Source organism: Streptomyces sp. NPDC048182 (genome assembly GCF_043202555.1).
Taxonomy (GTDB): domain Bacteria; phylum Actinomycetota; class Actinomycetes; order Streptomycetales; family Streptomycetaceae; genus Streptomyces.
Genome location: NZ_JBIDAQ010000028.1, coordinates 1 through 18,845, shown reverse-complemented (window position 1 = coordinate 18,845; position 18,845 = coordinate 1). Strand labels below are relative to the sequence as shown.

At 70.6% G+C, this 18,845-nt stretch carries 14 protein-coding genes; 7 read left to right on the top strand and 7 right to left on the bottom strand.

What is annotated here, in order from left to right:
* Window positions 1–41: 41 nt before the first annotated feature.
* From ACGFZL_RS31620 to ACGFZL_RS31605, 4 genes are read right to left on the bottom strand one after another with little or no spacing between them, the layout of a single operon-like run.
* Entirely contained in the window at window positions 42–809 is a 768-nt protein-coding gene (locus tag ACGFZL_RS31620; protein ID WP_393696963.1) for a succinate dehydrogenase/fumarate reductase iron-sulfur subunit, read from the bottom strand.
* On the bottom strand, window positions 806–2,719 hold the full coding sequence (locus tag ACGFZL_RS31615; protein WP_393696961.1) for a fumarate reductase/succinate dehydrogenase flavoprotein subunit: 1,914 nt from the start codon (window positions 2,717–2,719) through the stop codon (window positions 806–808). The genes ACGFZL_RS31620 and ACGFZL_RS31615 overlap by 4 nt, the downstream gene beginning before the upstream one ends.
* Before the next feature lie 28 nt (window positions 2,720–2,747).
* A complete protein-coding gene (locus ACGFZL_RS31610) occupies window positions 2,748–3,593 on the bottom strand; it encodes a hypothetical protein (protein WP_393696959.1) in 846 nt (281 codons plus the stop codon).
* 29 nt (window positions 3,594–3,622) lie between these two features.
* Window positions 3,623–3,937 carry a hypothetical protein gene (locus ACGFZL_RS31605; RefSeq protein ID WP_393696957.1) on the bottom strand — a complete coding sequence of 105 codons (315 nt, stop codon included), beginning with the start codon at window positions 3,935–3,937 and terminating at the stop codon, window positions 3,623–3,625.
* 310 nt (window positions 3,938–4,247) lie between these two features.
* Here ACGFZL_RS31605 and ACGFZL_RS31600 point away from each other — a divergent pair, with 310 nt between their 5' ends.
* From ACGFZL_RS31600 to ACGFZL_RS31570, 7 genes are all read left to right on the top strand, one after another.
* The gene (locus tag ACGFZL_RS31600) at window positions 4,248–6,395 is read left to right on the top strand and encodes an ABC transporter family substrate-binding protein (protein ID WP_393696955.1); all 2,148 of its coding nucleotides are present in this window, start codon (window positions 4,248–4,250) and stop codon (window positions 6,393–6,395) included.
* A 172-nt stretch (window positions 6,396–6,567) separates the two neighbouring features.
* A complete protein-coding gene (gene typA / locus ACGFZL_RS31595; protein ID WP_393696953.1) occupies window positions 6,568–8,475 on the top strand; it encodes a translational GTPase TypA in 1,908 nt (635 codons plus the stop codon).
* 640 nt (window positions 8,476–9,115) lie between these two features.
* The gene (locus ACGFZL_RS31590; RefSeq protein ID WP_355176539.1) at window positions 9,116–10,099 is read left to right on the top strand and encodes an ABC transporter permease; all 984 of its coding nucleotides are present in this window, start codon (window positions 9,116–9,118) and stop codon (window positions 10,097–10,099) included.
* Between the two features lie 112 nt (window positions 10,100–10,211).
* Window positions 10,212–12,008: an ABC transporter substrate-binding protein gene (locus tag ACGFZL_RS31585; RefSeq protein ID WP_393696951.1), complete on the top strand. Its 1,797-nt coding sequence runs from the start codon at window positions 10,212–10,214 to the stop codon at window positions 12,006–12,008.
* 98 nt (window positions 12,009–12,106) lie between these two features.
* On the top strand, window positions 12,107–13,084 hold the full coding sequence (locus ACGFZL_RS31580) for an ABC transporter permease (RefSeq protein WP_393696949.1): 978 nt from the start codon (window positions 12,107–12,109) through the stop codon (window positions 13,082–13,084).
* A 15-nt stretch (window positions 13,085–13,099) separates the two neighbouring features.
* The gene (locus tag ACGFZL_RS31575) at window positions 13,100–14,161 is read left to right on the top strand and encodes an ABC transporter ATP-binding protein (protein ID WP_355176497.1); all 1,062 of its coding nucleotides are present in this window, start codon (window positions 13,100–13,102) and stop codon (window positions 14,159–14,161) included.
* Window positions 14,162–14,221: 60 nt separating this feature from the next.
* On the top strand, window positions 14,222–15,361 hold the full coding sequence (locus tag ACGFZL_RS31570; RefSeq protein ID WP_393696947.1) for an ABC transporter ATP-binding protein: 1,140 nt from the start codon (window positions 14,222–14,224) through the stop codon (window positions 15,359–15,361).
* A 149-nt stretch (window positions 15,362–15,510) separates the two neighbouring features.
* Here ACGFZL_RS31570 and ACGFZL_RS31565 read toward each other — a convergent pair whose 3' ends face one another.
* From ACGFZL_RS31565 to ACGFZL_RS31555, 3 genes are read right to left on the bottom strand one after another with little or no spacing between them, the layout of a single operon-like run.
* Entirely contained in the window at window positions 15,511–16,557 is a 1,047-nt protein-coding gene (locus tag ACGFZL_RS31565; protein ID WP_393696945.1) for an ABC transporter ATP-binding protein, read from the bottom strand.
* 26 nt (window positions 16,558–16,583) lie between these two features.
* On the bottom strand, window positions 16,584–17,621 hold the full coding sequence (locus tag ACGFZL_RS31560) for an ABC transporter ATP-binding protein (protein ID WP_355176491.1): 1,038 nt from the start codon (window positions 17,619–17,621) through the stop codon (window positions 16,584–16,586).
* Window positions 17,622–17,670: 49 nt separating this feature from the next.
* Window positions 17,671–18,651: an ABC transporter permease gene (locus ACGFZL_RS31555; protein ID WP_355176489.1), complete on the bottom strand. Its 981-nt coding sequence runs from the start codon at window positions 18,649–18,651 to the stop codon at window positions 17,671–17,673.
* Between the last annotated feature and the right edge of the window lie 194 nt (window positions 18,652–18,845).

Here is an 18,845-nt window from a genome sequence, read left to right as displayed (position 1 = left end):
CGTCGCTGGTCAGGAGCTATCAGGAGCTGGTCGGGAGCTGCTCAGGAGCGCCGCCGGATCTTCGACCCGAGCCACACCAGCGGGTCGTACTTGCGGTCCGCGGCCCGCTCCTTCAGCGGGATCAGCGCGTTGTCCGTGATCCGGATGGACTCCGGGCACACCTCCGTGCAGCACTTGGTGATGTTGCAGTAGCCCAGCCCGTGCGCGTCCTGGGCGGCGCGGCCCCGGTCCAGGCCCGTCTCGCCGGCCGCGTCCAGCGGGTGCATGTCCAGCTCGGCGACGCGCATCAGGAAGCGCGGCCCCGCGAAGGCCGGCTTGTTCTCCTCGTGGTCGCGGACGACGTGGCAGGTGTCCTGGCACAGGAAGCACTCGATGCACTTGCGGAACTCCTGCGAGCGGTCCACGTCCTCCTGCGCCATCCGGTACTCGCCGGGCCCGACCCCCTCCGGCGGCACGAAGGCCGGGACCTCGCGCGCCTTGGCGTAGTTGAAGCCGACGTCCGTCACCAGGTCGCGCACGACCGGAAAGGCCCGCAGCGGCGTGATGGTGACCGTCTCGGCGGGGTCGAAGACCGACATCCGGGTCATGCACAGCAGCCGGGGCCGCCCGTTGACCTCCGCCGAGCACGAACCGCACTTGCCCGCCTTGCAGTTCCAGCGCACCGCCAGGTCGGGCGCCTGGGTGGCCTGGAGCCGGTGCACGATGTCGAGCACCACCTCGCCCTCGTTCACCTCGACCCGGAAGTCCTGGAGCCCGCCGCCCGCCGCGTCGCCCCGCCACACCCGGAACCCGGCCTCGTAGCCGCTCATTCGTACAGCTCCTCTTCGGCCAGGTACTTCACCAGCTCCTCCTTCTCGAAGAGGGCGAGCAGGTCGGGGCGGATCGGGTCGGTGGTCTCCCGGCTGAGCCGGATGCGGCCCCCTGCCGGACGGCCCTCCGCCGAGTCGCCGAGCGCGCACAGCAGGTTCACGTTGCGCCAGCCGCGGTCCATGCCGGGGTGGTCCTCGCGGGTGTGCCCGCCGCGCGACTCGGTGCGCTCCAGGGCGGCCCGCGCCACGCACTCGCTGACCAGCAGCATGTTCCGGAGGTCCAGGGCGAGGTGCCAGCCCGGGTTGAACTGCCGGTGCCCCTCCACCGCGACCCGCCCGGCCCGCCGCCGCAGCTCCGCGAGCGTGCGCAGCGCCTCGGCCATCTCGCCCTCGCGGCGGATGATGCCGACCAGGTCGTTCATGGTCTGCTGGAGCTCCTGGTGCAGGGTGTACGGGTTCTCCGGCGGCCCGCCCAGGGGCGCGTCCTCGGCCCCGAAGGGCCGCAGCGCCTCCTCGGCCGCCGCCTCGACCAGCGTCTCGGCCACCGCGGGCCGGGACACCGAGCGGCCGTACTCCGCCGCGTACCGGCCCGCCCGGCGGCCGAAGACCAGCAGGTCGGAGAGGGAGTTGCCGCCCAGCCGGTTGGAGCCGTGCATGCCGCCCGCCACCTCGCCGGCCGCGAACAGGCCCGGCACCCCGCGCGCCGCCGCCGTGTCGGAGTCGACCGCGATGCCGCCCATGACGTAGTGGCAGGTGGGCCCCACCTCCATCGGCTCGGCCGTGATGTCGACGTCGGCCAGCTCCTTGAACTGGTGGTACATCGAGGGCAGCCGGCGCCGGATCACCTCGGCCGGCATCCGGGTGGAGACGTCCAGGAAGACCCCGCCGTGCGGCGAGCCCCGCCCCTCCTTCACCTCGGCGTTGATCGCGCGGGCCACCTCGTCGCGGGGCAGCAGCTCGGGCGGCCGGCGGTGGCTGTCGGGGTCCTCGTACCAGCCGTCGGCCTCCGCCTCGGACTCGGCGTACTTCTCCTTGAAGACGTCCGGGACGTAGCCGAACATGAACCGCTCGCCCGCCGAGTTCCTGAGCACCCCGCCGTCGCCGCGCACCGACTCGGTGACCAGGATGCCCTTCACCGACGGCGGCCAGACCATGCCGGTGGGGTGGAACTGCACGAACTCCATGTTCAGCAGCGGCGCCCCGGCCAGCAGGGCGAGGGCGTGGCCGTCGCCGGTGTACTCCCAGGAGTTGGAGGTCACCTTGAAGGACTTGCCGATCCCGCCGGTGGCGACCACCACGGCGGGGGCGTGCAGTACGAAGAAGCGGCCGGTCTCGCGCTCGTAGCCGAAGACGCCCGAGACGCGCTCGCCGTCCTTGAGGATCCGGGTGACCGTGCACTCCTGGAAGACCTTCAGCCGGGACTCGAAGTCGCCGGTCTCCCGGGCGTCCTCCTGCTGGAGCGCGACGACCTTTTGCTGGAGGGTGCGGATCAGCTCAAGCCCTGTGCGGTCGCCGACGTGCGCGAGGCGCGGGTACTCGTGGCCGCCGAAGTTGCGCTGGGAGATCCGGCCGTCCGGGGTGCGGTCGAACAGCGCGCCCCAGGTCTCCAGCTCCCACACCCGCTGCGGGGCCTCCTGGGCGTGCAGCTCGGCCATCCGCCACTGGTTGAGGAACTTGCCGCCGCGCAGGGTGTCGCGGAAGTGCACCCGCCAGTCGTCGCCGGAGTTGACGTTGCCCATGGCCGCCGCGATGCCGCCCTCGGCCATCACGGTGTGCGCCTTGCCGAACAGCGACTTGCAGACCACCGCCGTACGGGCGCCCCGCTCGCGGGCCTCGATCGCGGCGCGCAGCCCGGCGCCGCCCGCGCCGACCACGACGACGTCCCATTCCTGCCGGTCGACCACGGGCATCAGCGGGCCCCCCTCGTAAGAAGCCTCATCAGAAGAAGCGCGGATCGTCGAAGGCGCCGGAGGCGACGAGGTACACGTACAGGTCGGCGAGCCCCACGCTCAGCAGCGAGGCCCAGGCCAGCTGCATGTGGCGGGCGTTGAGCCGGCCGACCAGGCGCCAGGCCCGGTAGCGCAGGGGATGCCGGGAGAAGTGCCGCAGCTTGCCGCCGACGATGTGCCGGCAGGAGTGGCAGGAGAGGGTGTACGCCCAGATCAGCACGATGTTGGCCAGGAAGACCAGGGTGCCGAGCCCCATGTGCCCCCACCGGTAGCCGGTGTCCCGGAAGGCCAGCACGGTGTCGTACGTCAGCACGCCGGCCACCGGCAGGGCGGCGTAGAAGAAGTACCGGTGGGCGTTCTGCAGGATCAGCGGGAAGCGGGTCTCGCCGGTGTACGTCCGGTGCGGCTCGGCCACCGCGCAGGCCGGCGGGGAGGCCCAGAAGCCCCGGTAGTAGGCCTTGCGGTAGTAGTAGCAGGTCAGGCGGAAGCCGAGCGGGAAGACCAGGACGATCAGGGCGGGGGACAGGCCCCACCAGCCGCCAAGGAGAGCCCAGTTGGGGCCGTGGCGCATCGGCGCGCAGTTCTCCGCGAGGCAGGGGGAGTAGAACGGCGAGACGTAGGGCGCCGCGTAGTAGTCGGCGTTCGCGAAGGCCCGCCAGGTCGAGTAGACGACGAACGCCAGCAGCCCTGCGGCGGTGCCGGCCGGGGCCAGCCACCAGCGGTCGGTGCGCAGGTGGCGGGCGGCGAGCGCGGCGCGCGACGGTCCGTGCACGCCCCCGCGTGGCGCGGGCCGGGGCGGGGGCGCGGTGGCGGGGGGTTCCGTACCGGTGGCCAAAGGGTGACTCCCGGGGGGGGGTGAGGGGTTCAGGGAGCGCGGCGGTCGCGGGCGCCGAGGCCCTCGTCGTCGGAGTCTGTCCACAGCGAGCCGTCGTAGGGCGTGTCCGGGATGGTGACGAGGTCGGGGCGGGCCGGGGTGTCCGGCGCCAGGGTGGCCGCCCGCAGCAGGGCGACGCTCTCGCGCAGGTGGTCGGCGTCGGTGCGGACCCGGCGGATCTCCAGGCCGTCGTCGCCGAGCCGGCGCCGGAGGCGGTCCACCGAGCGGGACAGGTCGTCGAGGCAGCGCTGGATGGCCGCCAGGTCCTGGTGGGCCTCGTGCGCCGAGGGGTGGTGCGTGGGCATGACGTGACCTCGCATCCGTCGGAAGCGGCCTGGGGCCGGCCGTGAGCGGTGACGTCCGTGCGCCGAAGAGTGTCGCGCGTCACACCGGCCGCTGGGAAGGGGCGTGCGCCGATCGTTGCGCCGCACGGGTGGCTTCGGGCGTGTCGCCGTCCTGCCTCCCGGGAGTGGCGAACCGTTTCCTCTTCAGTGGCGGCGTACCGATCCGGATACAAATGATCAACTTCACATCGCACCACCCCGCCCAGGAGCACGACCCCGCCCGGGCATCCGGATCGCCGTCAGCAGGCCGCCACCCCCGGAGGTAGCACGGATGTCCCACGTCGGCGTCGGACCGCGCGCCGTGACGCGCTCGGTCGTCTTCCTCACCGCGGGCGTGCTCGCGGTTCCGGCGCTGGCCGGATGCAGCTCCGACCGGCACGACGGCAAGCCGCTGGCCGGGCCGGACATCGCCACCACCGCCCGCGCCTCGGTCGCCGACGGCGGCAGCCTGCGCTGGGCCGTGGACTCCGTGCCCGAGACCCTGAACACCTTCCAGTCGGACGCCGACGCCACCACCGCCCGGATCGCCCAGGCGGTGCTGCCGGCCATGTTCCGCACGGACGCCACCGGCCGCCCGGTGCGCGACGCGCGCTACCTGGAGTCGGCCAAGGTCGTCGACACCGAGCCCAAGCAGGTCGTGCTCTACAAGCTGGACCAGCAGGCCGTCTGGAGCGACGGCCGGGAGATCGGCGCCGCCGACTTCGCCGCCCAGTGGCGGGCCCTCTCGGGCAAGGACAGCGCCTACTGGACGGCCCGCAACGCCGGCTACGACCGCATCGAGAAGATCGAGCGCGGCGCCAACGACCTGGAGGTCAAGGTCACCTTCAGCCGGCCCTACGCCGACTGGAAGTCGCTGTTCACCCCGCTGTACCCGAAGGACGTCATGGGCACCCCGGACGCCTTCAACGACGGCGCCCGGCGCAAGCTCAAGGTCACCGCGGGGCCCTTCGCGCTGAAGAAGGTCGACGCCCAGGAGGACGAGGTCGTCCTCGCCCGCAACCCGCGCTGGTGGGGCGAGCCGGCCAAGCTCTCCGAGATCCGGCTGCGTGCCGTGCCGCGGTCCAAGCGGATCGCGGCGCTGGGCGACGGGGACCTGGACCTCGCCGACGTCGACGCGGACAGCGCCGAGCAGGCCGGCCTCGCCGCCGGACCCCCGGCCACCGCCACGGGCGCCGCGTCGAAGGGCTCCGCCGGCTCGGCCCGCCCGGGCTCCGACGGCAAGGGCGCCCCCGGCGAGGCCGCCGCCCTGCGCGGCTTCGAGGTCCGCAAGTCCCTGGAGCCCGCCTACACCCAGCTCGCCCTCAACGGCGCCGAGGGCCCCCTCTCCGACGACCGGGTCCGCCGGGCCGTCGCCCGCGCCCTGGACCGCCGGGCCCTTGCCGAGGCGGTGCTGAAGCCACTGGGCCTGCCCGCCGTGCCGGTCGGCAGCCACCTCGCCCTGTCCGGGCAGGACGCCTACGCCGACGGCAGCGGCGCGCTGGGCCGGCAGAGCGCCAAGGAGGCCCGCGCCCTGCTCGCCGACGCCGGCTGGGTGCCGGGCGGGCCGGTGCGCGAGCAGGACAGCGGTGAGAAGGCGGCCGGCGCCGAGGGCGAGAAGACCAAGGACGGCAAGGACGGCGGCGGGAACGACGCCGAGGACACCCCCTCCGAGGGCGGCGACGACGGCGCGTACATCGTCGGCGAGGACGACAAGAACGACGGCGAGGGCGACGACAAGGGCAGAGCCGCCCGCGACCACGGCGGCCACGACCACGGCGACGCCAAGGACACCGCCCAGGGCGGCGGGGCCCCCGGTGCCTACGCCCCCAAGGGCACCGCCGCGCCGGGCGGCTCGGCCGCCGCCCCGCTGGCCAAGGACGGCAAGCCGCTCACCCTGCGCTTCGTGCTCCCCTCGGGCCCCGGCTCCGCGGTCCTCGGCACGGTCGCCGGGAAGATCTCCGGCATGCTGGAGAAGATCGGCATCCGCACCGACGTCACCAAGGTCTCCGACGAGAGCTACTTCAAGGACCACATCGCGTCCGGCTCCTACGACCTGGCCCTCTACTCCTGGCCCGGCTCCGCCTACCCAGCCACCGACGCCCGCCCCATCTACGCCAAGCCCGTCCCGGCCGCCGACGGCTCCCTGAACGTGGCGCAGAACTACACCCGGGTCGGCACCGACCAGGTCGACCAGCTCTTCGACCAGGCCATGACCACGCTGGACGGCGGACAGGCCCGCGACCTGCTGCGCAAGGCCGACTCGCGGATCTGGGCGGCGGCCGGCTCCATCCCCCTCTACCAGCGCCCGCAGCTCCTCGCGGCCCGCACCAGCCTGGCCAACGCGGGCGCCTTCGGCTTCGCCACGCCGGTCTACGAGGACATGGGCTTCCTCACCAAGGGCGCGATGGGCGCGACCCGCTCGGCGAGCCCGTCGAGGTGACCGACCGCCCCCGGCCCACGGGGCCCCGGGGCGTCCCCCCGGGCCCCGGAAGGCCCCGGCCCTCCGGGCCCCGTACCATGGGGTGAGGCCGTGGCATGTGACCGCCCGGCAGGCCCGCGTCACACGGACGCACGCGAGGGCCGTCCGCACACTTCCGGGAGTACGCCTCACTATGGCCACGCGCCACGACATTCGTAACGTCGCCATCGTCGCCCACGTCGACCACGGCAAGACCACCATCGTCGACGGGATGCTGAAGCAGGCCGGCGCCTTCGCCGCGCACCAGCTCGAGGGCGTCGACGACCGCATGATGGACTCGAACGACCTGGAGCGTGAGAAGGGCATCACGATCCTCGCCAAGAACACGGCGGTGAAGTACCACCCCAAGGACGGCGGGGACCCGATCACGATCAACATCATCGACACCCCCGGCCACGCCGACTTCGGTGGCGAGGTCGAGCGCGGTCTGTCGATGGTGGACGGCGTGGTGCTGCTGGTGGACGCCTCCGAGGGCCCGCTGCCGCAGACCCGCTTCGTGCTGCGCAAGGCGCTCCAGCAGCGCCTGCCCGTCATCCTGTGCATCAACAAGACGGACCGCCCGGACTCCCGGATCGACGAGGTCGTCAACGAGACGTACGATCTCTTCCTCGACCTGGACGCCGACGAGGAGCAGATCGAGTTCCCGATCGTCTACGCCTGCGGGCGCGACGGCGTGGCCTCGCTGACCAAGCCGGAGAACGGCACGGTCCCGGCCGACTCCACCAGCCTGGAGCCGTTCTTCTCCACCATCCTGGAGCACATCCCGGCCCCCGTCTTCGACGAGGCGGCCCCGCTCCAGGCGCACGTCACCAACCTGGACGCCGACAACTTCCTCGGCCGCATCGCGCTGCTCCGCGTCGAGCAGGGCGAGCTGCGCAAGGGCCAGACCGTCGCCTGGATCAAGCGCGACGGCACCGTCGCCAACGTGCGCATCTCCGAGCTGATGATGACCGAGGCGCTCACCCGCAAGCCCGCCGAGGTGGCGGGCCCCGGTGACATCTGCGCGGTCGCGGGCATCCCGGACATCATGATCGGCGAGACCCTCGCCGACCCGGAGAACCCGATCGCGCTGCCGCTGATCACGGTCGACGAGCCGGCGATCTCCATGACCATCGGCACCAACACCTCGCCGCTGGTCGGCCGGGGCGGCACCGGCAAGGGCGCCGACGCGAAGTCGGCCGTCAAGGACCGCAAGGTCACCGCCCGCCAGGTGAAGGACCGCCTGGACCGCGAGCTGATCGGCAACGTCTCGCTCCGCGTGCTCGACACCGACCGCCCGGACGCCTGGGAGGTCCAGGGCCGCGGCGAGCTGGCGCTCGCCATCCTGGTCGAGCAGATGCGCCGCGAGGGCTTCGAGCTGACCATCGGCAAGCCCCAGGTCGTCACCCAGCTCGTCGACGGCAAGGTGCACGAGCCGGTCGAGCGCATGACGATCGACGTCCCCGAGGAGCACATGGGCGCGGTCACGCAGCTCATGGGCGTCCGCAAGGGCCGGATGGACAACATGTCGAACCACGGCTCCGGCTGGGTCCGCCTGGAGTTCGTCGTCCCGTCCCGCGGCCTCATCGGCTTCCGCACGGAGTTCCTGACCGGCACCCGCGGCACCGGCATCGCGCACTCCATCCACGAGGGCCACGAGCCGTGGTTCGGCACCCTGACGACCCGCAACAACGGCTCGCTCGTCGCCGACCGCTCCGGCGCCGTCACCGCGTTCGCGATGACGAACCTCCAGGAGCGCGGCGTGCTGTTCACCGACCCCGGCACCGAGGTGTACGAGGGCATGATCGTCGGCGAGAACTCGCGCTCCGACGACATGGACGTGAACATCACCAAGGAGAAGAAGCTCACCAACATGCGGTCCTCGTCGGCCGACTCGTTCGAGGCGATCGTCCCGCCGCGCAAGCTCTCCCTCGAGCAGTCCCTGGAGTTCTGCCGCGACGACGAGTGCGTCGAGGTGACCCCGGAGGCCGTTCGCATCCGCAAGGTCGTCCTCGACCAGAAGGAGCGCGGCCGCACCGCGAGCCGCGCCAAGCACGGCTGACCCGGCCGGCACACCGGCCCTGAAGCCCGGGCCCCCCGATCCACGGGGGGCCCGGGCTTTTTGCAACCCCTTTTCCGGGCCGCCGGCGCCCCCTTGAGGCCCCTCTCCGTACGGAATACGGAGATCGCCGCCCGATAGCTATGTAACACGTCCGTTTCGCGGCCTTCTCCTCCCGAACAGTTTGTCCAGATTTTGGAAGATGTCCGACTCAGCCGTGACTGAATCGAGATTTAAAGACGGTGGTCGCTTCGTCTGCTCATGGCAGATAGTTAGCCGCGAAGCGCTCGGGTCAATGGGTCTCGCGCTGTGGGGACAGCGCCCGACTCACGAGCAACAGGGGGCGTCTGACCTTCCGTCAGGGGTGTCGGAGGACAGACGCGTGCCCTTCCTGTCGGTATGCACGTGAAGTCATGAGGAGGAACCCCGTGAGCGGTGTCACGCACGCCAGGTGGGTCACAGTCTGAGAAGCGCGCCGCGCGCGGTCGTCCGGATTCTCCGGCTACGCGCGTCCGGCTGGGCGTTTCCCGTGACCGGGCCGGTCGCCGGTTCGGCACATCCATACCTGTGAGACGGGTGAACTGTGACTAGTCCTATCGACATCGAGGACGGCGGGGCCTCCGCCGTCGCCGACGGCGCGTCCGTGTCGTCGGAGAAGGCCGAAACCGCGAAGCTCCAGGGCCGCTCGCCGGGGCAGCTGATGTGGCTGCGCTTCAAGCGCGACCGGACCGGTGTCATCTGCGCCTGGGTGGTGCTCGCCTACTTCGTGATCGCCGCGCTCGCGCCGGTGATCGCCAAGCTGTACGGGAAGAACCCGTACACCCTGTACGGGCAGGACCCCGAGTTCACGGCCGTCAACCCGGTGCTGGACGACTTCGGGCTGCCGCTCGGGTACTTCGGCGGGGTGTCGGGGGACCACTGGTTCGGCGTGGAACCGCAGTTCGGGCGCGATGTGTTCACCATGCTGCTGTACGGCATGCGCACCTCGCTGTTCATGGCGCTGGGCGTGACCACGCTGCTGATGGTGACGGGCGTCCTCATCGGTCTGGTCGGCGGGTACTTCGGCGGCCGGACGGACTACGCGCTCGGCCGCGTCACCGACTTCTTCCTCTCCTTCCCGCAGCAGTTGTTCTTCATCGCCTTCATGCCGGTGGTCACGGCCTTCTTCGTCGACCCGCAGGACGAGACCCCCACGTACTTCCGGGCGCTCGCCATCCTCATCGTGCTGTGGCTGCTGGGCTGGATGGGCATGGCCCGCCTGGTGCGCTCCACCGTGCTCTCCCTGCGCGAGCGGGAGTTCGTGGAGGCGGCCAAGGTGGCCGGCGCGTCGCCCTGGCGGATCGTCCGCAAGGAGATCCTGCCGAACGTGGTCTCGCCGATCCTGGTGCAGTTCACCTACCAGCTGCCCAGCACCATCCTGAGCATCGCCTTCCTCTCCTTCGCGGGAGTCGGCTTCGTGGAGCCGACCCCCGACTGGGGGCGCATGTTCGCCACCGGCGCCAAGGTCGCCGAGCAGGACCCGTCGTTCATGTTCTTCCCGGGCGTGGCACTGGTGATCTTCGTCCTGTGCTTCAACCTCCTCGGAGACGCGGTCCGGGACGCGCTCGACCCCAAGTCAGGGCGGTAACGGGGCCGAGTGGTTGGGGGGACTGCCGCCCTAGCGTCGGCTCACCGGCCGCGTCAGGCAGTGCACAGCAGTGCTCAGTGACAACGAATCCGACAGGCAGGTGTCAAGACACATGAAGTCCGTCAACTCCCGCACTGCCCGCGCCGTCATGGTCGCGCTCGCGGCAGGCTCGCTGGTCCTCACCGGATGCTCCGAGAACAAGGGGAGCGGTGACTCGGCGAAGGACTCCAAGAAGGACCAGAAGGAGGCGTCGGTCCAGTCCAAGGCGGTCGCCTACAAGGACGCCGCCGCCTCCACCGGCCCGGCCGCCGACGTGCCGGGCGCCCGCGAGGGCGGCACCATCAGCGTCTACCAGGAGGCGGGCCTCTCCCACCTGGACCCGGGCCAGATCTACGTCTCCGACGCCGGCCAGGTCGCCAACCTGCTCTTCCGCGGCCTGACCAACTTCCAGGAGGACGGCAAGGGCAACGTCGCGGTCGTCGGCGACCTCGCCACCGACTCCGGCAAGTCCTCCGACGGCAACAAGACCTGGACCTTCACCCTCAAGGACGGCGTGAAGGACCAGAACGGCAACGTGATCACGTCCGCCGACATCCGGCACACCGTCGAGCGGCAGTACGCGAAGTTCATCTTCGACGGCCCGTCGTACCTCCAGACCTGGCTGAGCGGCCCGAAGTACCGCGACGCACTGCCCGACGGCGGATTCGGCTCCAAGCACCTGCCGGACAGCGTGCTGGCGACCCCGGACGAGAAGACGGTCGTCTTCCACTTCGACACCCCGAGACCCGACCTGCCGCAGACGCTGGCCATGGCCGGCTACTCGGTGGTGCCGGCGAAGTCGGACACCAAGGCGAAGTACGACAAGGCGCCCGTCGCCACCGGCCCCTACAAGATCGCCGAGTACAAGGTCGGCAAGTCCCTCAAGCTCGTGCGCAACGAGAACTGGGACCCGAAGACCGACTCCGTGCGCCACGCCTACGTCGACGGCTACAACTTCGACTTCGGGGTCACCGAGTCCACCCAGACCAAGCGCCTGATCGCCGACCAGGGCGGGGCGAAGAGCGCGATCCAGTTCACCGGCGGCGTGGAGTCCACCCAGATCCAGGACGTGGTCAGCGACCCGGCCGTCAACAAGCGGACCATCAAGGGCTACCAGCCCTACGTGATGACGCTGACCTTCAACCTGGACCGGGTGAAGAACAAGAAGGTCCGCGACGCCGTCACCTACGCGGTCAACTCCAAGTCGCTGATCGCCGGCGAGGGCGGTGCCTACGGCGGCGACGTCGCCCCGAACCTGTTCGCCCCGACCCTGCCGGGCTACGAGGCGGCCTACGACCCCTACGGACGGCTCAAGACGCCGTCCGGCAACATCGAGAAGGCCAAGGAGCTGCTGAAGGGCGTTCCGGCGGCCGAGAAGAAGCTCGTCTTCGCCTACGGCAACAACGAGCAGGGCCAGAAGCGCAAGGTGGCCATCGAGGACGCCCTGGGCAAGGTCGGCTTCGACGTCGTCTCCAAGGAGATCGACGCCGCCAGCTACTACGAGCAGATCGGCAAGCTGAAGAACCCGTACGACATGTACATCAGCGGCTGGGGCCAGGACTGGCCGTCCGCGGCCACGGTCGTCACCCCGATCTACGACGGCGACCAGATCTCCGACGGCTCGCCGAACTACTCGCACATCAACGACCCCAAGGTCCAGGAACTGATCAAGAAGGCGCTCACGCAGCAGCCCACCGAGGCCGCCGCGACCTGGAAGGAAGCGCAGCACTACATCCTGGAGAAGGTCAACCCCGGCGCCCCGCTCTGGTACACCAAGCAGTTCCAGCTCTACGGGTCGAACATCGGTGGCGCGCGCTACAGCACCGAGTCCAGCTACATCGACGTCAACAACCTGTTCCTGAAGTCGTAACGGCCTCCGCCTGACGACGGGGGTGCGCACCAGGCGGAGCGCACCCCCCGGGTCCGTGCCACCTTCCCACCGTCTGAGCAGGAAGCAGCCATCCCGCCATGCTCCAGTTCATCCTCCGACGTACGGCCGGTGCCGTGCTCACCCTGTTCCTGATCGGCGCCGCCACCTTCTTCCTGTTCGTCGCGGCGCCGTCCGACTACGCCTCGCTGGCCTGCGGCAAGGACTGCTCGCCGCAGCACCTCGAGGACATCCGGGAGGCGCTCGGCCTCAACCTGCCCATCGCGCAGCAGTTCTGGGACTTCATGTCCGGCATCGTCGTCGGCCGCGACTTCCCCGGCGGGCACTGCCCCGCACCCTGCCTCGGGCAGTCCTTCTACTCCGGCGACCTGGTCTGGCCCACCATCAAGGACCGGTTCCCGCTGACCCTCTCGCTGACCGTCGGCGCGGCCGTCGTCTTCCTGGTCGTCGGCCTCGGCGCGGGCATGCTCGCGGCCTTCCGGCGCGGTTCGGTGGTGGACAAGGCGGCCACCGGAGCCTCGATGGTCCTCAGCTCCTTCCAGATCTACTTCCTCGGCCCGATCGCTCTGTCGATCTTCGTCTACGGCTCGGGACTGATGGAGGACCCCAAGTACGTCCCCATCACCGAGGACCCGGTGGGCTGGCTGGTCGGGCTGTCCATCCCGATGGTGGTGATGGCCACCATCTTCACCGCCCAGTACACGCGTATGGCGCGCTCCGCGCTGATCGAGCAGCTGACGGAGGACCACGTCCGCACCGCCCGCGCGAAGGGCATGGCCCAGCGGTACGTCTTCTTCCGCTACGCCTGGCGCGGCTCGCTGATCCCGATCGTCACCATCCTCGGCATCGACCTCAGCGCCCTGCTCGGAGGTGCCGTCGTCACCGAGCTGACCTTCTCGCTCCAGGGCCTCGGACGCCTCGCGGTGGACGGCGCGGTCAACAAGGACCTGCCGCTGACCATGGGCGTCATGCTGGTCGGCGCGTTCGCGATCCTGCTGCTGAACATCGTCACCGACATCGCGTACGCCTGGATCGATCCGCGCGTCCGGCTCAGCTAGGAAGAGGGCACACCTGTGACCACAGCGACCAAGACCGATGACGCGCCGGTCCCCGGGGCGCCGGGCGGCTTCCTGTCCGTCCGCGACCTGAGCGTGCGGTTCGCCACGGAGGACGGCGTCGTCAAGGCGGTGGACGGCCTCTCCTTCGACGTCGAGCGCGGCCGGACGCTGGGCATCGTCGGCGAGTCGGGCTCGGGCAAGTCGGTGACGAACCTGACCATCCTGGGCCTGCACAACCCGCGCACCACCACGATCGACGGCGAGATCGTCTTCGACGGCAAGGAACTCGTCACCGCCACCGAGCGGGAGCTGGAGCGGCTGCGCGGCAACCGGGTCGCCATGATCTTCCAGGACCCGCTGACCGCGCTGTCCCCGTACTACACGGTGGGCCGGCAGATCGCCGAGCCGTTCCGCAAGCACACCGGTGCCTCCAAGAAGGCGGCCTGGGACCGGGCGGTGGAGATGCTCGACAAGGTCGGCATCCCCAACCCGGCCCAGCGGGCCAAGGACTACCCGCACCTGTTCTCCGGCGGCATGCGCCAGCGCGCGATGATCGCCATGGCCCTGGTCTGCGACCCCGACCTGCTGATCGCCGACGAGCCGACGACCGCCCTCGACGTGACGGTCCAGGCGCAGATCCTCGACCTGCTCAAGGACCTCCAGCAGGAGTTCGGCTCGGCCATCGTCTTCATCACCCACGACCTCGGCGTCATCGCCGACATGGCCGACGACATCATGGTGATGTACGCGGGCAGCGCGGTGGAGCGGGGCACCACCGACCAGGTGCTGCGCTCGCCCCGGCACCCCTACACCTGGGGCCTGCTGAACTCGATGCCGCGCCTGGACTCCGACCTCAGCGCGCACCTCGCGCCGATCCCGGGCTCCCCGCCCTCCCTGCTCAACCCGCCCAGCGGCTGCCGCTTCCACCCGCGCTGCGCCTTCCAGGACCGGGTCGGCGGCAACCGCTGCGTCACCGAACGGCCGCTGCTCGGCACGGACCGCTCCTCGGCGTGCCATCTGACGGCGGAGGAGAAGCGGACCATCTTCCTGGGCGAGATCCGGCCCCGGCTCGGGTAGGAACCCGCGGTGACGGTCCCCGACGCAACCCGGCGCAACCCGGCGCACGAAAGAGGAGTCATGAAAGAAGACCTCGTCCTCCCCGCCCCCCGCGAGTCCGCGGCCGGCGGGCCCGGGGAGCCGCTGCTGGTGGCCGAGGGCCTGACCAAGCACTTCCCGGTCAAGGGAGGCTTCCCGATCCGGCGGACGGTCGGCCAGGTGCAGGCCGTGGACGGCATCGACCTGACCGTGCACACCGGGGAGAGCTTCGGTCTCGTGGGGGAGTCGGGCTGCGGCAAGTCGACCACCGGGCGGCTGATCACCCGGCTCCTGGAGCCGACCGCCGGGAAGATCACGTACAAGGGGCGGGACATCACGCGCGCGGGACGGAAGGGCCTGGCGCCGATCCGCTCCGAGATCCAGATGATCTTCCAGGACCCGTACTCCTCGCTGAACCCGCGGCAGACGGTCGGAAAGATCATCTCCGGGCCGATGGAGATCAACGGCATCAACCCGGCGGGCGGGCGCGAGAAGCGGGTGCGTGAACTCCTCGAGACGGTCGGCCTGAACCCCGAGCACTTCAACCGCTTCCCGCACGAGTTCTCCGGCGGCCAGCGCCAGCGCATCGGCGTGGCCCGCGCGCTCGCCCTGGAGCCGAAGCTCATCGTCGCCGACGAGCCGGTCTCCGCGCTCGACGTCTCCATCCAGGCGCAGGTGGTGAACCTGCTCCAGCAGGTGCAGCGCGAACTCGGCATCGCCTTCCTGTTCATCGCCCACGACCTGGCCGTCGTCCGGCACTTCTCGCAGCGGGTGGCGGTGATGTACCTCGGCAAGGTGATCGAGGTCGGCGACCGCGACTCCATCTACACCCGGCCCCGCCACCCCTACACCCACGCCCTGCTCTCCGCGGTGCCCGAGGTGAACCTGGACGAGGACGGCGGCAGCGGCCGGCGCGAGCGCATCCGGCTGGCCGGCGACGTGCCCTCGCCGATCAACCCGCCCTCCGGCTGCCGCTTCCGCACCCGCTGCTGGAAGGCGCAGGACAAGTGCGCCTCGGAGATCCCCCCGCTGGTCCGCATCGACGGTTCCCGCGAGGGCCACCTGACGGCCTGCCACTTCCCCGAGGACCCGACGATCGAGGCCCGCGCGGAGGACATCGTGCTCGACCCGGCGCTGGCCGCCCTGGAGGGGGTCGCGGAGGAGGAGCCGGGCAAGGACTGATCCCGGTCCCGGAACCGGAACGACACCGAGGGCCCGCGCCTGGGGAGGCGCGGGCCCTCGGTTTCCCTGGAAGCGGACGATTCGCAGCTCGGGTCAATGGGCCGGCGAGAAGTCCGTTCCGCGGGCCACCGCTGACGAAATGGGGTGTGTCAGGCGGCGGCCCGGGGGCTCTTGTCGAGACGGTCGGCGGGCGAGCCGTCCGCCGTCTCGGGGTAGTGGCAGGCCGTCAGATGGCCGGGCTTGTTGCCCTCCACCTGCACCAGCGGCGGCACCTCCGAAGCGCACTTGTCCGTCGCCTTCCAGCACCGCGTGCGGAACCGGCAGCCGGAGGGCGGGTTGATCGGGGACGGGACGTCGCCGACGAGCCGGATGCGCTCGCGGGGCGTCGTCTCGTCCACCGTCGCCTCGGGCACGGCGGACAGCAGGGCACGCGTGTAGGGGTGACGCGGGTTTCCGTACAGATCGTCGCGGTCGGCGATCTCCATGATCTTACCGAGGTACATGACCGCGACGCGCTGTGAGAAGTGCCGCACCACGGCGAGGTCGTGGGCGATGAAGACGAACGCGATGCCCAGCTCGCGCTGCACCTTCTGGAGCAGGTTGACGACCTGCGCCTGGATGGAGACGTCGAGCGCGGAGACCGGCTCGTCGGCGACGATGAGCTTCGGCTCCAGGGCGAGGGCCCGGGCGACGCCGATGCGCTGGCGCTGGCCGCCGGAGAACTCGTGCGGGAAGCGGTTGAAGTGCTCGGGGTTGAGGCCCACGATCTCGAGCAGCTCGCGCACCCGCTTCTCGCGCCCGCCGGCCGGGTTGATCTCGTTGATCTCCATCGGCCCGGAGATGATCTTGCCGACCGTCTGCCGCGGGTTCAGGGAGGCGTACGGGTCCTGGAAGATCATCTGGATCTCGGAGCGGATCGGCGCGAGGCCCTTGCGGCCCGCGTGCGTGATGTCCTGCCCCTGATACGTGATCTTCCCGGCGGTCGGCTCCAGGAGCCGGGTGATGAGCCGGCCCGTGGTCGACTTGCCGCAGCCCGACTCACCGACCAGGCCGAGACTCTCGCCCACCCCGACCTGGAAGTCGAGGCCGTCCACGGCGCGGACGGCGCCGACCGTGCGGCGGATCGGGAAGCCGCCCTTGATCGGGAAATGCTTGGTCAGGCCGCTGACGTCCAGGAGCGTTTCCGCGGTGCTCATGATGGTGAAGTCCTGTCTTTCGTACGTCAGATGAGCCGGGTACCGGCGTAGTCGGCGAACAGCTCCGCGCGCTGCTCGTGGGGGAGGTGGCAGGCGGAGCCGCGGCCCCCGACGACCTCGAGCAGCGGCCGCTCGGTGGCGCACCGCCCGCCCGGGACCTTCTCGGCGAACGCGCAGCGCGGGTGGAAGCGGCAGCCGGTGGGCGGGTTGAGCAGCGACGGCGGCGAGCCCGGGATCGGCGAGAGCGGCACGTCGACCGGCCCGTCCAGGCTCGGCATGGAGCTCATCAGACCCAGCGTGTAGGGGTGCTGCGGGTCGCGCAGCACCTCCTTCTTGGTCCCGCGCTCCACACACCGGCCGCCGTACATCACCAGCACGTCGTCCGCGATGTCGGCGATGACGCCGAGGTCGTGGGTGATGAAGACGATGGCGGTGCCGAACTCCTGCTGGAGTTCCTTGAGCAGGTCGGTGATCTGCGCCTGCACGGTGACGTCCAGGGCGGTGGTCGGCTCGTCCGCGATGAGCAGCTCGGGGTCGCAGACCAGCGCCATGGCGATCATCGCGCGCTGGCGCATGCCGCCGGAGAACTGGTGCGGGTAGTCGTCCACCCGCATGTCCGGCTGCGGGATGCCCACCCGGCGCAGCATCTCCACCGCCCGCGCCCTGGCCTCCTTCTTGGAGGCGCCGGTGTGCTTGCGGTACGTCTCGGCGATCTGCCGGCCGACCGTGTGGTACGGCGACAGCGAGGCCAGGGCGTCCTGGAAGATCATGGACATCTTGTTGCCGCGCAGCCGCTCCAGCTCCCGCTCGGAGGCGGTCAGCAGATCCTTGCCGTCGAGCAGGATCTCGCCGTCGATGGCGGTGTGGTCGCGGTCGTGCAGCCCCAGGATCGTCAGATTGGTGACCGACTTGCCCGAACCCGACTCGCCCACGATGCCGAGCGTCTGGCCCTGGGCGAGGTCGAAGGAGAGCCCGTCGACGGCCTTGACGATGCCGTCCTCGGTGGAGAAGTGGACCTTCAGGTCCCTGACGGAGAGGAAGGGCTGCGGATCGGTGCTCGTCACGGGGACGCTCCTGGGGGTGATGCGAAGGCAGGGGGGAGGGGGCGGAGGGTCAGGCGAGCCGGATCCGCGGGTCGATCAGGGCGTAGACGGCGTCGACGATGATGTTGAAGATCACGATCGCGCCGGCCGACAGCACGGTGACGCCGAGCAGCATCGGCAGGTCGGACTGGTTCACCGACTGGATCGCGAGCCGGCCGATGCCCGGCAGGCTGAACGTCGACTCCGTGATGATGGCGCCGCCGATCAGCACACCGAGGTCGATGCCGAACAGCGTGACGATCGGGCCCATGGCGCCGCGCCAGGCGAAGCGGAAGAAGACGTTGCGCCGGGAGAGGCCCTTGGCCCGGGCGGTGCGGACGTAGTCCTCGCTCAGCTGCTCCACCATCTGCGAGCGCGTCATACGGGTGTAGTTGGCGGCGAAGATCAGCGACAGCGTCAGCCAGGGCAGCAGCAGTCCGGAGAACCAGGACGCCGGGTTCTCGGTCAGCGGCGTCCAGGACGGCTGGTCGAGGATGTCGAGCTGGGAGACGAAGAAGTACATCGCGATGTAGCCGACGAAATAGATCTGCAGCGAGGAGCCGAGCAGCGACAGCGAGCTGGCGATCTTGTCCAGGGCCTTGCCCTGCTTGACGGCGGCGATCATGCCGGCGCCGACGCCGAAGACCAGGAAGACGGCGGCCGCGCCGAAGGCGAGCGAGAGGGTCAGCGGCAGCCGGTCCTTGATCGTCTCGTAGACCGGCACGTTGTTGGCGAAGGAGTAGCCGAGGCACGGCGCGGGGCAGTTGCCGTAGCCGGCGTAGTCCCGTCCGGCGAAGACGCCGACCAGCCAGTGCCAGTACTGGACCGGCATCGGCTCGTCGATGCCCAGGTTCTTCCTGATCCGGGCCAGCGCTTCCGGCGTGCAGTTCTTGCCGCAGGACATCTGGGCCGGGTCGCGCGGCACGGCGTAGAAGAGCCAGAAGGTGATGGCGCTGATGATCAGCAGGATGACCAGCGCACCGAGGATGCGGCGGACGAGGAAGCGGGGCATGGGGCGTGACTTTCCGGACGGGGCGCCGTCGCCGGGGGAGGGGGGTGGGGGTGCCGGGGGGGGGGGGGGGGGGGGGGGGCCCCCCCCCCCCCCCCCCCCCGGCCCGCCCCCCCCCCCCCCCCCCCGCGCCCCCCCCCACAGGGGCGCGGGACCGAAAAACAAAAAAAAAAAAAAAACAAAAAAAAACACAACAC

Coding starts and splice junctions, on each gene's coding strand:
- ACGFZL_RS31600 (WP_393696955.1), top strand. CDS start 4,248: ATGTCCCACGTCGGCGTCGGACCGCGCGCCGTGACGCGCTCGGTCGTC.
- ACGFZL_RS31555 (WP_355176489.1), bottom strand. CDS start 18,651: ATGCCCCGCTTCCTCGTCCGCCGCATCCTCGGTGCGCTGGTCATCCTG.
- ACGFZL_RS31605 (WP_393696957.1), bottom strand. CDS start 3,937: ATGCCCACGCACCACCCCTCGGCGCACGAGGCCCACCAGGACCTGGCG.
- ACGFZL_RS31570 (WP_393696947.1), top strand. CDS start 14,222: ATGAAAGAAGACCTCGTCCTCCCCGCCCCCCGCGAGTCCGCGGCCGGC.
- typA (WP_393696953.1), top strand. CDS start 6,568: ATGGCCACGCGCCACGACATTCGTAACGTCGCCATCGTCGCCCACGTC.
- ACGFZL_RS31565 (WP_393696945.1), bottom strand. CDS start 16,557: ATGAGCACCGCGGAAACGCTCCTGGACGTCAGCGGCCTGACCAAGCAT.
- ACGFZL_RS31615 (WP_393696961.1), bottom strand. CDS start 2,719: ATGCCCGTGGTCGACCGGCAGGAATGGGACGTCGTCGTGGTCGGCGCG.
- ACGFZL_RS31580 (WP_393696949.1), top strand. CDS start 12,107: ATGCTCCAGTTCATCCTCCGACGTACGGCCGGTGCCGTGCTCACCCTG.
- ACGFZL_RS31585 (WP_393696951.1), top strand. CDS start 10,212: ATGAAGTCCGTCAACTCCCGCACTGCCCGCGCCGTCATGGTCGCGCTC.
- ACGFZL_RS31620 (WP_393696963.1), bottom strand. CDS start 809: ATGAGCGGCTACGAGGCCGGGTTCCGGGTGTGGCGGGGCGACGCGGCG.